General features: G+C 70.9%; 14 protein-coding genes. 4 read left to right on the forward strand and 10 right to left on the reverse strand.

Annotated features, from left to right (window positions below; genetic code table 11):
* Positions 1–1,238 (reverse strand): serine/threonine-protein kinase (locus E1267_RS27315; RefSeq protein WP_132336367.1); only part of this gene is annotated, 1,238 nt, incomplete at its 3' end.
* A 235-nt stretch (positions 1,239–1,473) separates the two neighbouring features.
* Between E1267_RS27315 and E1267_RS27320 the strand changes: the two genes are divergently transcribed.
* Positions 1,474–1,857, forward strand: a complete 384-nt coding sequence (locus tag E1267_RS27320) for a thioesterase family protein (RefSeq protein WP_132336369.1) — start codon at positions 1,474–1,476, stop codon at positions 1,855–1,857.
* Here E1267_RS27320 and E1267_RS27325 read toward each other — a convergent pair.
* The 7 genes from E1267_RS27325 to E1267_RS27355 form a co-directional block, all read right to left on the reverse strand.
* Positions 1,854–2,069: a biotin/lipoyl-binding carrier protein gene (locus tag E1267_RS27325; RefSeq protein ID WP_132336371.1), complete on the reverse strand. Its 216-nt coding sequence runs from the start codon at positions 2,067–2,069 to the stop codon at positions 1,854–1,856. The genes E1267_RS27320 and E1267_RS27325 overlap by 4 nt on opposite strands.
* A gap of 40 nt (positions 2,070–2,109) precedes the next feature.
* Positions 2,110–3,474 carry an acetyl-CoA carboxylase biotin carboxylase subunit gene (locus E1267_RS27330; RefSeq protein WP_246064295.1) on the reverse strand — a complete coding sequence of 455 codons (1,365 nt, stop codon included), beginning with the start codon at positions 3,472–3,474 and terminating at the stop codon, positions 2,110–2,112.
* Positions 3,475–3,606: 132 nt separating this feature from the next.
* A complete protein-coding gene (locus E1267_RS27335) occupies positions 3,607–4,902 on the reverse strand; it encodes an HD domain-containing protein (protein ID WP_132336375.1) in 1,296 nt (431 codons plus the stop codon).
* Entirely contained in the window at positions 4,899–6,254 is a 1,356-nt protein-coding gene (locus E1267_RS27340) for an HD-GYP domain-containing protein (protein WP_132336377.1), read from the reverse strand. Before E1267_RS27340 ends, E1267_RS27335 begins: the two co-directional genes overlap by 4 nt.
* A gap of 223 nt (positions 6,255–6,477) precedes the next feature.
* A complete protein-coding gene (locus tag E1267_RS27345; protein WP_132336379.1) occupies positions 6,478–7,419 on the reverse strand; it encodes an NAD-dependent epimerase/dehydratase family protein in 942 nt (313 codons plus the stop codon).
* 10 nt (positions 7,420–7,429) lie between these two features.
* Positions 7,430–7,696 carry a mycothiol system anti-sigma-R factor gene (gene rsrA / locus E1267_RS27350; protein WP_132336381.1) on the reverse strand — a complete coding sequence of 89 codons (267 nt, stop codon included), beginning with the start codon at positions 7,694–7,696 and terminating at the stop codon, positions 7,430–7,432.
* Complete coding sequence (locus E1267_RS27355) at positions 7,693–8,298, reverse strand: sigma-70 family RNA polymerase sigma factor (RefSeq protein ID WP_132336383.1); 606 nt, start codon at positions 8,296–8,298, stop codon at positions 7,693–7,695. The genes rsrA and E1267_RS27355 overlap by 4 nt, the downstream gene beginning before the upstream one ends.
* Positions 8,299–8,532: 234 nt before the next feature.
* Between E1267_RS27355 and E1267_RS27360 the strand changes: the two genes are divergently transcribed.
* Positions 8,533–9,273, forward strand: coding sequence for a class I SAM-dependent methyltransferase (locus E1267_RS27360; protein ID WP_132336385.1), 741 nt, complete (start codon positions 8,533–8,535; stop codon positions 9,271–9,273).
* Between the two features lie 67 nt (positions 9,274–9,340).
* Here the strand turns inward: E1267_RS27360 and E1267_RS27365 are convergent, their stop codons facing one another.
* Complete coding sequence (locus E1267_RS27365; RefSeq protein ID WP_132336387.1) at positions 9,341–9,673, reverse strand: TraR/DksA family transcriptional regulator; 333 nt, start codon at positions 9,671–9,673, stop codon at positions 9,341–9,343.
* 158 nt (positions 9,674–9,831) lie between these two features.
* Positions 9,832–10,575 carry an SOS response-associated peptidase gene (locus E1267_RS27370; protein WP_132336389.1) on the reverse strand — a complete coding sequence of 248 codons (744 nt, stop codon included), beginning with the start codon at positions 10,573–10,575 and terminating at the stop codon, positions 9,832–9,834.
* A 111-nt stretch (positions 10,576–10,686) separates the two neighbouring features.
* On the opposite strand from E1267_RS27370, the gene aroA reads away from it, so the two are divergent.
* Entirely contained in the window at positions 10,687–11,958 is a 1,272-nt protein-coding gene (gene aroA / locus E1267_RS27375; protein WP_132336391.1) for a 3-phosphoshikimate 1-carboxyvinyltransferase, read from the forward strand.
* Positions 11,959–12,132: 174 nt separating this feature from the next.
* On the forward strand, positions 12,133–13,173 hold the full coding sequence (rsgA, locus tag E1267_RS27380; protein WP_132336393.1) for a ribosome small subunit-dependent GTPase A: 1,041 nt from the start codon (positions 12,133–12,135) through the stop codon (positions 13,171–13,173).
* Positions 13,174–13,191 lie beyond the last annotated feature (18 nt).

The raw sequence follows: 13,191 nt of genomic DNA on the forward strand, positions 1-13,191 counted from the left end.
GGGGTGGGCGTCCTGGTCGGCTCCCTTGTCGGCCTCGTCTCGGACGGCCGCGGCCGCGTGATGGTGGGCTTCGGCTCCTCGGTCGTCGGCTCCGGCTCGGGCGGTCTGGCGGTTCTCGTCTTGGGAGGCGGGTCGATGGGCGAGGTGTCGTTCTTCGGCTCGGCGGTCTCGGTGATCTGCGGCTCGCCGGGGGTCATGCCGGTCAGGGCGACGGCGCCCGCGCCCGCGCCGAGCACCACCGCGACCGCGATGCCCGTGATCAGGCCGGTCCTGCGCGGCGCCTTCGCCGCCCGCCGGCTGCCCCCGCGGCGCTCGGACACGCTTGTGTCCACCTGCTGGTGCGCACCCGTCTGGTACGCCTCCATCGGCGGAGCCGCCGGCTCCGCGGGGGGCGCCTGAACCGGCTCGGGCACCGGAGAGGCCTGACCGCTGGCGGCCGCGCGGGCAGCTTCGCTCATGGCCTTGGCCGACGGGTAGCGCCTGCCCGGCTCCTTCGACAGCGCGACCTCGACCAGCGTGCGCACCACCGGGGGGATCTCGGCGGGCAGCGGCGGCGGGGCCTCGCGGATGTGCTTGAGCGCGATCGTGACCGCGCTGTCGCCGTCGAACGGCCGCTGCCCCATCAGGCACTCGTACGCGACCACGCCGAGCGCGTAGACGTCGACCGCGGGCGTGACAGGCGCGCCCTCGGCCTGCTCGGGCGCGCAGTAGGCGGCCGTGCCGAGCACCATGCCGGCGTCGGTGAGCCGGTTGGCCAGATCGGACCTGGCGATGCCGAAGTCGGTCAGCACCAGCGTGCCGTCGCGTTGCACGAGCAGGTTGCCCGGCTTGACGTCGCGGTGCACGATGCCCTGGTCGTGCACGGCCTGCAACGCCGAGGCGGCCTGCGCGATCAGCTCCATGGCCTGCTGGGGCGCGATGCGGCCCAGCCTGGACAGTAAGCGGTCGAGCGGTTCGCCGTCGACGAACTTCATCACCAGGTAGACGGTGTCGCCGCTGACGCCGTAGTCGTAGACGTCGACCACGCCGGAGTGGTTGATCGTGGCCATCGCCCGCGCCTCCCCCTGGAAGCGAGCGACGAACCCGGGGTCTTCCATGCGGCCTGGCAGCAGCACTTTGACGGCGACCGTGCGGGCCAGGACGATGTCCTCGCCCCGCCACACTTCGCCCATGCCGCCGGCGCCGATGCGGGTATCCAGTCGATACCGCCCCGCCAGCGTCGTCCCTTGTGCCACCATGACGCCCCCGTTATCCCCCTACTCCGGTAACCTCTCCCACCCCGCGAGTCTCCAACAAAGCGAACTTTTATCGCGGTAAGGTAACACAGTGGTCACGGAACTCAGAGAGTGTACGACTCACCTGTCCCACATGCCACTCAAATGCCTCAAGCCGTACAAACTCTATCCTGCGGCCTGACGCCGGGACTTGTCCGCGTTTCCCGGAACTCAACAACCGGATCGCTAGGCTGATCCCATGACGCTCGCTCCCGGTCTTCGTGCCCAGTCGCTCCTCGTGGTCGAGATGGACGACACCGCCAAGAGCGTGGGCAGCGGAGACGTGCCCGTGCTGGCCACGCCCCGGCTGCTCGCGCTGGCCGAGGCCGCGACCGTGCGCGCCGTCGAGCGGCACCTCGCGCCGGGCCAGACATCCGTCGGCACCCGGGTCGAGCTGGAGCACGTGGCCGCCAGCCCGCTCGGCACCCGCGTCCGCGTCGGCGTCGAGCTGACCCGGGTCGACGGCCGGCGCCTGACCTTCGCCTTCGAGGCCCACGACGAGCACGCCGTCGTGGGCAAGGGCACAATCGAGCGCGTCGTCGTCGACCGCGTCCGGTTCCTGGCCGCGAGCGAACGTCGCTAGTCGTCGATGACGGCGATCAGGTCGCCTTCCTGGATCACATCGCCCTCGGCCACCTTGAGCTGGGCCACCGTGCCGTCGTCCTCGGCGAGCACCGGGATCTCCATCTTCATCGACTCGAGGATGACCAGCGTGTCCCCCTCGGAGACGGTGTCGCCCTCGCGGACGACGACCTTCCACACGTTGGCCACCATCTCGGCGCGTACCTCAGCCACCGCGACTCCCCTCTTTCCCTGATCCGATAATGTCCGCGGCCTAGGCGCGCATGCGCGCGACCAGACCGGTGTCGTAGTCGCCGGCGACGAACTCCGCGTTCTCCAGCAGCTCCGCACAGAATGGCAGATTGTTCTTGGGTCCCTCTACGGTGAACGCCGCGACCGCCTTGCGGCCTTTCTCCAGCGCGTCGGCGCGGCTCTCTCCGCGTACGCAGAGTTTGGCCATCAGCGGGTCGTAGAACGGGGTGACCGTGTTGCCCGACTCGTAGCCGGAGTCGACGCGCACGCCGTCGGCGACCGGCTCCTCCCACGTCGTGATCGTGCCGGGGCCAGGGAAGAACCGCTTCGGGTCCTCCGCGTAGACGCGGAACTCGATCGCGTGCCCGGCCGGCTCGGCCGGCACCTCGGGGCTCTCGCCCGCCGCGACGCGCAGTTGCAGCTCGACCAGGTCGACGCCGGTGACCAGCTCGGTGACCGGGTGCTCGACCTGCAGCCTGGTGTTCATCTCCAGGAACACGAAGTCTTGGCGGTCGGCGTCGACCAGGCACTCGACCGTGCCCGCGCCGGCATAGCCGACGGCCTCGCCGACCCGCACGGCGGCGGCCAGCATGCGCTCGCGCAGCTCCGGCGTGATGCCGGGGGACGGCGACTCCTCGACGACCTTCTGGTGGCGGCGCTGCACCGAGCAGTCGCGCTCGCCCAGCGCCACGACCCGGCCGTCGGGCAGGCCGAGGATCTGCACCTCGACGTGACGGGCCCGCTCGATGTAGCGCTCTAGCAGCACGGCCGGCCCGTCGAGCGCGTCGCCCGCGCTCCCGGCGAACCTCGCCGCCGCCCTGGCCGCCTGGTCGTATGCCTTGCCCAGGCCCTCGTCGTCGTAGGCCACGCTCATGCCGATGCCACCGCCGCCGCCCGCGGTCTTGACCATGACCGGGTAGCCGATGGACTCGGCGGCCCGCAGCGCCAGCGACAGGTCGGTGACCGGCTCGCGGGTGCCAGCGGCGACCGGGACGCCCGCGGCCTCCATGAGGTTCCTGGCGTTGATCTTGTCGCCCATCCTGTCGATCGCCTCGGGCGCGGGCCCGATCCACACCATGCCCGCCTCGATCACGGCCCTGGCGAATGCGGCGTTCTCGGCGAGGAAGCCGTAGCCCGGGTGCACGGACCGCGCGCCCGTCGCGCGGGCCGCCTCCAGCACCTTGCCTGCGTCGAGGTAACTCTGCGCGGGGTTGGCGGGGCCGATCAGCACCGCCTCGTCGGCCTCGCGGACGAAGGGCAGGTCGGCGTCGGCCTCCGAGTGCACGGCGACGGCACGCAGGCCCATCCGTTTGACCGTGCGGATGATCCGCCGCGCGATCTCACCTCGGTTGGCGACCAGAACGGGTCCGAGCGTCTCAGTAAGCACGCCGACCACCCTATGGCCGCCGCCTGCTTGACCCCTTTCCCTCGAAACCACCGAAGCGGCCAGCACGATCTGTAGGAACCCCACAATGAGGAGCGCTCCGCGGGCCGCTGAATGCGTCGGGCCGACAACAGCTCAGACGCGGCCGCGGTCGATCACGCGCCCGAGCGCCTCGATCGCGTGAGGGTCGTAGGAGCCGCCGGGCGACTGCCGGACGCGTTCCAGCGCGGCCCCGGCACGGTCGCGGTCGGTCGAAGGCCCCACCAGGTCGTCGTAGGCGTTGGCGACCTTGATGATGCGGCTCGACAGCGGCGGATCCTCGGTGATCGGGTCGCACTGCCGCCTGACCACTTCCGCCACGCGGTCGAGCACGCCCGTCTGCCTGATCACCTCGGCACCCAGCTCGGCGATGCGGCGGGCCTGCTCGGGCTCGGTGAGCACGGTCGCGCCGCCGGGAATAGGATCGCGCAACGACAGCTGGCCGATGTCGTGCATCAGCGCCGCGTATTCCAGCTCCAGCAGCTCGGGCTCGGCCATGCCCAGCTCCCTGCCGATGGCCACGGCCAGCCGGCTCACCCGGCGCGAGTGGCCGGGCTCGACGTAGCCGCCCACCTCCGTCACCCGGGACAGGGCGCGTACGGTCTGCAGATAGGTCGCGCGGATGCCGGCGTATTTCCTGAAGGCCACCTGGGTGACCAGCAGCGGCGCGGCGAACACCAGCAGCGCCACCAGGTCCATGCTGTGCGTGGCCAGCGCGAGCAGCACACCCGACGACCCCACGGCGGCGCCCAGCGGGAACGCCATGTTGATCTCGTCGCGCACCGCCACCCGGAACGCCGTGCGCACCTGCTCCGCCCTCAGCAGTGCCGCGATGAGCACGTCGATGAGCAAGGTGATCGCGATGAGCGTGGCCATGGCCGCGAGCGCGGGCCACCATGTGCTGGTCGGCGGCTTGGTCAGCTCGTAGAGAGGGTCGGCGAGAGGCCGGAACACGAACGCCGGCAACGCGCCGATGAGCAGCCGCCTGGCCATCGCGTCGAGGCGCGGCGGACGACCGACGGCCAGGTGCGGCAGCGCTCCCGCGATCATGCCGACCGCGATCACGGCGACCACCTGCAGCGCGGGGTGGCGCAGTGGATGCTGGCTGAGGTCGAGCAGCAACGTGTAGCCGAGCGCCGCGGCGGCCCCGATGGGCGCGACCTCCCTGTTGCCCGGCATGGTGAGCCTGGCCAGCTCGCCGACCGCGATCAGCGCGCCGAACGCGACCGCGATCTCCGGGCGGTCGAGCCCGGCGGCGGCGGTGTAGCCGACGCCCGCCACCGCGACCAGCCCGGCCGCGCAGATGAGCAGGAGCTGCCCCGAGTCGAGCCGGCGCAGGACCGTGCCCACGGACCGCTCGGCCCGCCGCCGTGGACGCGCTGTGGTGATCATTGACCCGTCACGACCTCGATGGGCATGGTCGGGTCGTCGTGGTCCTTGATCGGGGACTCGGCGGCCTCGGGAGGAGGCGGGTCGACGCGGGGCGGCGACTGCCACGGCTCGCGCTCCAGCGCCCGGATGAAGGCCGCCACCATGACCGGGTCGAAATGGGTGCCGGCGCACTTGCGCAGCTCTTCCACGGCCACCGGCACCGGCCGCGCGCCGCGGTAGGAGCGGTCGGAGGTCATCGAGTCGAACGCGTCGGCCACCGCGATGACCTTGGCGAACTCGGGGATCTCGTCACCGGCCAGGCCCATCGGATAGCCGGTGCCGTCGTGGCGCTCGTGGTGGTGCATGATGCCGGCGTAGGCCTCGTCGAGGAACCCGATGCCGCGTACGATCTCCAGCCCCCTCATGGGGTGCAGCTGGATCGCGGCGAACTCCTCCTCGGTCAGCGGCCCGTCCTTCTGCAGCACCTTGGTGGGCACGCCGAGCTTGCCCACGTCGTGCAGCATGCCGGCGTAGCGGATCGCCCGCACCCGCTCGACCCCCATGCCGATCTCCTGCGCGATCATGGAGGAGGCGTGCGAGACCCGCGTGCAGTGGCCGCGCGTGTAATAGTCCTTCGTCTCCACGGCCTGGCAGAGCGCGGCGATGGTGGCGTCGTAGGAGCGCTGCTGGGCGTGATATTGGCCGAACGCCCACCGCGCCACGAAGAGCGGCACCAGCACCAGCACCGCCGAGATCGACGCCACGGTGGCCCAGAGCCCCGCCACCAGCAGCCCGAACGTGCCATAGCCCAAATAGGACAGCAGGAACTGCACCATGCCGCGCATCGGCACCTCGGTGGCGCGCGACCCCGTGGCCAGCGCGATCACGGTGAGGGTGAGAACGATGTTGAGCGGCACGAAGACCGCGGTGGCCGCGACGTAGGGGCCGATCAGGTCGTCGAACGCGTTGACCTGGGGCACGCCGACCTGCCCGTCGAGCGCGACGTAGACCCAACCGGCCGCGAAGCCGCAGATCGCGAACTGCGCGCCGTTGAACAATCGTTTGATCCACGGCAGGCCCGGCCGCACGCTGACGACCGCGGTCAGGCCCACCAGCGCCGCCCCCTCGGGGCCGAGCAGCACCACGGCGGCCAGCGAGGCCGAGAAGCTCACCGAGACGGCGAACTGCTCCACGTTGAGCAACGTGGGCATCGACTCGCACACCAGGAACAGCAGCGCGAGCACGAGCAGAATGTCGAGGTTCTCCGGAGCCACGGGGGCACCGGAGACCACGACGCCGCGAACGATGAGAGCGGCCGCCACCCCGATCACAGCGACCAGATAGGCCCTTGCGGGCCACGGCAGATCACGCATTGCGGCCCCCCACGGCGGTCAGGTCCAGGAGACCCCTGGTGGAACCGATCCCCCGATCACCATGACCATCGGAGCGGCCAGCACGGCGGCCATGAACAGCCGGGCGACCATAGCCTTCAACATACGCATGCCTCCACGGTCGGCTTGTGGAGTTTCACGCTACAGAAGAGGACGTGGTCGCACCGCCCGAGTGTGAAATAGCAAGCAAAGCGTAATCAAGCAACTACGAGACGCGATGCGCGGCGGCCCACTCCACGGTCTTCTTCACACCGGTCGACAGGTCGGTGCGCGGCTGCCAGCGGAGCCCGTCGTAGGCCGGCACGGGGTCGACCGCCATCGCCGGCAGGTCACCCAGGCGCGGCTGCGCGAACCCCGGCTTGTCCTGGGCGCCCGCCGCGTCGGCGATGAGCGAGTGCAGCCGGCGGTCGCTGGTCTGGATGCCGGTGCCGAGGTTGAACCTGCGGCCGTTGCCCTCGGCGCCGCACGCCCTGACGAAGCCGTCGGCCACGTCGTCGACGTAGACGTAGTCGCGAGTCTGGGTGCCGTCGCCGTAGAGGACCGTGGGCGTGCCCGACAGCAGCGCCTCGGTGAAGATGGCGACCACGCCGGCCTCGCCCTCGGGCGACTGGCGCGGGCCGTAGACGTTGGAGAGCACCAGCGTGGTGTATTCGAGGCCGTAAAGGGCCCGGAACGTGGCGAGGTAGGTCTCGCCGCTCAGTTTGGAGGCCGCGTAAGGGGAGCGCGGGTCGGTGGGCGCGTCACCCGGCACGGGAATCGTCGCCGGCCTGCCGTAGACCGCCACCGACGAGGCGAAGACGACCTTACGGGTGCGCCCCTCGTGCGCCGCGGCCAGCACGGACGCCGTGCCCGCGACGTTGACGGAGGCGTCGTGCACCGGGTCGGCGACGCTCTTGCGTACGCTGATCTGCGCGGCGAGGTGGCAGATGACCTCGGGTTGCAGGTCGGCGACCAGCCCGATGAGCGCGGGGTCGCGCACGTCGAACTCGTGCAGCCGGAACCGCTCGCTCTGGGCCGCCTGCGCCAGGTTGCCCCGGCGCCCTGAGGACAGGTCGTCGACCACGTCGACCTCGTGCCCGTCGGCCAGCAGGCGATCGACGAGATTCGAACCGATGAACCCGGCACCCCCGGTGACCAACACGCGCATGCGGTCGATCCTAGTCGGCCAGCTCCGACCTCACTTGCGCGATGCGGGCCAGGACCTTGGAACGCAGGTCGGCCGGGACCGGATCGCAGCCGCAGTGCTTGTGCACGAGCGCTTTCACCGCTTTGTCCAGATCATATTCCTGCAGGCACGGACTGCACTCGTCGAGGTGCACGCGGATGCCGGCAATGTCGCTCTCGGTCAGCTCGCCGTCGAGATAGGCGTAGACCTTGTCGAGCACCTCGCGGCAGTCGGTGTCGTGCGGATTGCCACAGCTCATTTCGATCCCTCCGCCGGGACCAGGCCACGCTCGCGAGCATAGTCCTCAAGGAGGCCCCGCAACTGCCTGCGTCCCCTGTGCAGCCTCGACATCACGGTGCCGATCGGAGTGCCCATGATGTCGGCGATCTCCTTGTAGGGGAAGCCCTCGACATCGGCCAGGTAGACGGCGATCCTGAACTCCTCCGGCAGTGCCGCCAGAGCCTCCTTGATGTCGCCGTCGGGCAGGTGGTCGAGCGCCTCCACCTCGGCCGACTTCAGCCCGCTCGATGTGTGGGACTCCGCCCGCGCGAGTTGCCAGTCCTCGATCTCCTCCGCGCCCGACTGCTTCGGCTCCCGCTGCTTCTTGCGGTAGCTGTTGATGAAGGTGTTGGTGAGGATCCGGTAGAGCCACGCCTTGAGGTTGGTGCCCTGCTGGAACTGGTGGAACGACGCGAACGCCTTGGCGAAGGTCTCCTGCAGCAGGTCCTCCGCGTCCGCGGGATTCCGGGTCATCCGGAGCGCGGCGGAGTAGAGCTGTTCGAGATACGGCATGACGTCGCGCTCGAATCGCTCGCTTCGCTGCTCCAGCGTCTCCGCGCCTGTCGCGGGCACCGGACCCACCCCCCTAAGATCACCGGTGGCCGACTGTGGCGGAACACCGTACTCAGGGGAGGATACCCGCTGGCCCGTGAACTTCCGGTCAGCGGGTCGGGGGCTGAGCAATGTGAGCATGCTCGTCGCAACACCCCCGCGTCCTTGTCTGTTCCCGCAAGATAGAAGGTACGAAGGACCCGGTGCGGGGAACGTCATAACGTACCGGCTGGTAGCCCTTTTTCCGTAACCCAGGAGTCGCGTGTGCTGCCCATTCCGGCCGAGGAACTGAACGGCTCAGGGACGCTCGGGCCGTACTGGACCTTCTATCGCGCCGTCGCCGCCGAGCAACTGAACCGATGGCTTCCCAGCCAGCCCTCCGTGATCCTCGACCTGTCCGGCGGCCGCGGCCGGTGGTCCGGCCAGGCGGCCAGGGCCGGGCACCGGGTGATCGAGGTGCTCGACTTCCGCCGCACGGTGGACGCGCAGTCCCGATTGCGCGACGCCGACCGCGTCCGTCACGTACGCGCGGACGACCTGTCGTTCCTGCCCGACGAGAGCGTGGACGCCGTGCTCGCGGAGGAGCGCGCGATGTCGGTCGAGCTGATGGCCGAGTCGGCGATGAGCGACGTGGCCAGAGTGCTGCGTCCCGGCGGGCGGGCGCTGGTGTGCGTCGACTCGCTCGTGCTGGGCATGGCGATCCTGGCCGAGCAGGGCCAGTGGCAGCATCTTCGCCAGACCGGCGAGGTCATGCTCGTGCCGTGGCCCGACGGCAGCATCACCCGCTGCTTCAGCAGCGGGCAGTTGCGCGAGTTGCTGGCGGGCACCGGTCTGGAGGTGGAGTGGATGCGCCCGCGTACGGTGTTGTCGCCGTCCACGGTGGACCACGTGCTCTCGTCCGACGCGCGCGCCCTGTCCTATCTCGTGCGCACCGAGCTTGAGGCCCATCCCGACGACGACGACACCGTCGGCATCCACCTGGTCGCCAGCGCCCGCAAGCGCTGAACGTCCCGCTGGGCGTACGAGCCGCCGTTCTTCGTGGCCGGCGGCTCCTGACCCGGTCAGGGCACGCTCAGCGGCGGCGCTCCCGCTTCGCCTGGCACTGCACGCACCGCGCGGCATCGGGGCGGGCCTCCAGCCGGCCCTCGGGCACGGGCTTGCCGCAGTCGACGCACCTGCCGTACACGCCTTCGTCGATGCGCTCGATCGCCTCCACGACCGCGCGGCGCTGCGCCGTGGCCACGGTCAGCATGGCCTGCGCGCTGTCGGTGTCGGTCAGGTCGGAGCCCGCGTCGGCCGCCGAGTATTCGCGCACCGCGACGGGGTCGCCTTTGAGGACCCTGATCGAGCGGTCCAGTTCGGCGAGCATGTCTTTCAGCCGCTCACGAGCGGTCGTGACGTCCACGAATCCGCACCTCCGGGTGGATGAGGGCAGCCCGCGGCCGGGACTCCCCGGATGTCCCCGCCCGGCGCAATCAATGGGGATCTATGTGGCGGTGACACCGAGTGAACGGTTGCATCGCTTTCCTCACCGAATGCCCACTTGCTGCGCCTCTTACACCTTCAGAACAGTGCCGGCTCGTCCGCCTCGGGCAGCCGTTCGATGAGGTGGGGGCCATTGTTCCTGACGTTGTTCACATCCGTGGAGACGGCGTACGCCGTGAGCCGCCCAGGCTTGGCGGGCACCAGCAGCTCCGAGGCGCGCCCCGTGTCGGTGAGCCCGGGATCGAGCCATTCGGCCCAGCGGTCGCGCTCGATCATCATGGGCATCCTGTCGTGGATGCGGCCCAGGTCGTCCTCGGCGTCGGTCGTGATGACGGTACAGCTGACCAGCCACTTGAGCGGGTCGTCGTCGCCGCGCGACGGGTCCTTCCAGAACTCGTACAGGCCGGCCATGGCCAGCACCCCGCCGTCCGCGGGATGAATGAAGTACGGCTGCTTCTTCTTCTCGCCCTCGACCGGCATCCACTCGAAATAGCCGTCGGCCGGCAGCAGGCATCTGCGCTTGGCGAACGCCCGGCGGTAGGACGGCTTCTCCGCCAGCGTCTCGGCCCTGGCGTTGATCAGCCGCGAGCCGATCGACGGGTCCTTCGCCCAGGCGGGGACGAGGCCCCACTTGAGGACCCTGAGCTGGCGGACCGCCCGCTGCGCCTGGTCGGGGACGCGGCTCAGGACGGCGTAGACGTTCTTGGTCGGCGCCACGTTGTAGTCGGCGCCGAGCTCCTTGTCAGGGTCGCCGTCCTGCTCGACCTGGAACTCCTCGAGCAGTTCGTGCTTCTTGCGCGCCGAGGCGTATCTACCGCACATGACACCACACTGCCATGTCCTTCCCGCTCCCGTGTGCCCGCCCGGCTGGCCCAGCTCGAGGCGGCGCGCTGGACTTCGACCGCGTCCCGCCACTCCCAGTACTCTTTGACCATGCCCGCTCCGCTCTGGCCCGCACCGACGGCGACCACTCCCGTCAGCTCCACCGTCTCGCTGCCCGGCTCCAAGTCTGTGACCAACCGCGCACTGCTGCTCGCCGCGCTCGCCGACGGTTCCGGCGTGGTGCGCGGTGCGCTGCGCAGCCGCGACGCCGACCTGATGGTGGCCGCGCTGCGGGCGCTCGGCACGACGATGGTGGCGGGCGGCGAGAGCGCCGCGGGGGTCGACTGGCACGTGACGCCCGGCCCGGTCCGCGGCGGCGTGCGCATCGACGCGGGCCTGGCGGGCACGGTCATGCGCTTCGTCCCGCCGATGGCCGCCCTGGCGGACGGCCCGGTCCACTTCGACGGCGACCCCCACGCCCGCAGGCGCCCGATGGGGCCCATTCTCGACGCGCTGCGCGCGCTGGGGGCCCGGGTCGACAACGACGCGCTGCCGTTCGCGATCGAAGGACCCGTCACGGGCGGCGAGGTGACGCTCGACGCGTCGGGTTCGTCGCAGTTCGTCTCGGGGCTGCTGCTGGCCGCCGCGCGCTTCGACAAGGGCGTCACCATCCGCCACGAGGGCCCGCCGGTGCCCTCGCAGCCGCACATCGAGATGACGGTGCAGATGCTCAGGGCGGCCGGCGTCTCGGTGGACGACGGCGAGCGCGACGTGTGGCGCGTCGAGCCCGGCCCGATCGCCGCGCGAGACGTCACGGTGGAGCCCGACCTGTCCAACGCGGCGCCGTTCCTGGCCGCCGCGCTCGTCACGGGCGGCACGGTCACCGTCCCTTCGTGGCCCGCCGAGACCACCCAGCCCGGCGACGCCCTGCGGGGCCTGCTCACCTCCATGGGCGCCACCGTCACGCGCACGGCCGGTCTGGCCGTCACGGGCACGGGCCAGATCACCGGCATCGACGCCGACCTGCACGAGGTGGGCGAGCTGACCCCGACGATCGCCGCGCTGGCCGCGCTCGCGAGCACCCCGAGCCGCATCCGGGGCGTGAGCCACCTGCGCGGCCACGAGACCGACCGCCTGGCCGCGCTGGCCGCCGAGATCAACCGCCTCGGCGGCGACGCGGAGGAGACGGAGGACGGCCTGGTCATCCGCCCGCGCCCACTGCGCGGCGGCACCTTCCACAGCTACGACGACCACCGCATGGCCACCGCGGGAGCGGTGATCGGGCTCGCGGTCCGCGGCGTGCGGGTGGAGAACATCGCGACGACCGCCAAGACCCTGCCGGACTTCGTCCAGATGTGGACGGCGATGCTGGATCTGCGGTGAGACCGGCGATCCGGCCTCTGCCCGCCGCTGGTTTCGCGGGGGAAGCCCCGGGCACGTCGGAAACGGGCGGCACGTGACCGCGCGCTGCCCGCACCGCCCTGCCGCACCCGGCCCGCGTCACGGAGCACCCTGTCACCGACCACAGAGGGGAAGCGAGCGTATGGGAGCGGACCGCTGAGAAAGCGGGAGTACGACGAGGACGACGTACGGGTCAGGCCGGGCAAAGGGTCACGGCCGCGCACCCGGATCCGTCCTGCGCACGAGGACGCCGTCGGAGGTTTCGTGGTCGCCGTCGACCGGGGCCGCTACACCGTGCTGGTCGAGCCGGAACGCCCGAAGGGGTCGGCCGCCAAACGCCGGCAGCAGGCCCAGCGTCGCCTGGTGGTCGCCATGAAGGCCCGCGAGCTCGGCCGCAAGGGCATCGTCGTGGGCGACCGGGTCGCCCTGGTCGGCGACGTCTCCGGCCGTCCCGACACCCTGGCGAGGGTCGTACGCGTGGAGCCGCGCAGTTCGATGTTGCGCCGCTCGGCCGACGACACCGACGACTCCGACGGCATCGAGCGCCCGGTCGTCGCCAACGCCGAGCAGCTCGTCATCGTGACCGCCCTGGCCGACCCCCCGCCCCGTCCCCGCATGATCGACCGCATGCTGGTGGCCGCGTTCGACGCCGAGATCGACGCGCTGCTCTGCCTCACCAAGTCCGACCTCGCCCCGCCCGGCAGCCTGGTCGCCCTGTACGAACCGCTGGGCGTCGAGCACGTGGTCGTGCGCAAGGGCGGCTCTCTCGACGAGCTGCGCGACCATCTGACCGGGCGCATCAGCGTCATGGTCGGCCATTCGGGGGTCGGCAAGTCCACCCTGGTCAACGCCCTGGTCCCCGACGCCAACCGAGCCGTCTCCCAGGTCAACGCGGTCACGGGCCGCGGCCGCCACACCTCCAGCTCGGCCGTCGCCCTGGAGCTGCCCGAGGGCGGCTGGATCATCGACACCCCAGGGGTGCGCAGCTTCGGGCTGGCCCACGTGTCGGTGGAGACGGTGCTGGCCGCGTTCCCCGACCTGGTGGAGGGCACGGTCGAGTGCCCGAAGGGCTGCACCCACCTGGGCGATGGCTGCGCGCTCGACGCCTGGGTGGCCGCCGGCAACGCCGACCCCGCACGCCTGGAGTCGCTCCGCCGCCTCCTGTCCAGCCGCGACGGTGCTCCCGACGACCTGTGAGTCTTTCCCGCCGTCAAA

This window comes from Nonomuraea longispora (assembly GCF_004348345.1).
GTDB classification, from domain to species: Bacteria; Actinomycetota; Actinomycetes; order Streptosporangiales; family Streptosporangiaceae; genus Nonomuraea; species Nonomuraea longispora.

Bases quoted from the DNA above. Each gene is read 5' to 3' on its own strand.
- rsrA (WP_132336381.1), bottom strand. From the start codon at position 7,696: ATGAGCTGTGGCAATCCGCACGACACCGACTGCCGCGAGGTGCTCGAC.
- E1267_RS27340 (WP_132336377.1), bottom strand. From the start codon at position 6,254: ATGCGTGATCTGCCGTGGCCCGCAAGGGCCTATCTGGTCGCTGTGATC.
- E1267_RS27370 (WP_132336389.1), bottom strand. From the start codon at position 10,575: ATGTGCGGTAGATACGCCTCGGCGCGCAAGAAGCACGAACTGCTCGAG.
- aroA (WP_132336391.1), top strand. From the start codon at position 10,687: ATGCCCGCTCCGCTCTGGCCCGCACCGACGGCGACCACTCCCGTCAGC.
- E1267_RS27335 (WP_132336375.1), bottom strand. From the start codon at position 4,902: ATGATCACCACAGCGCGTCCACGGCGGCGGGCCGAGCGGTCCGTGGGC.
- E1267_RS27320 (WP_132336369.1), top strand. From the start codon at position 1,474: ATGACGCTCGCTCCCGGTCTTCGTGCCCAGTCGCTCCTCGTGGTCGAG.
- E1267_RS27345 (WP_132336379.1), bottom strand. From the start codon at position 7,419: ATGCGCGTGTTGGTCACCGGGGGTGCCGGGTTCATCGGTTCGAATCTC.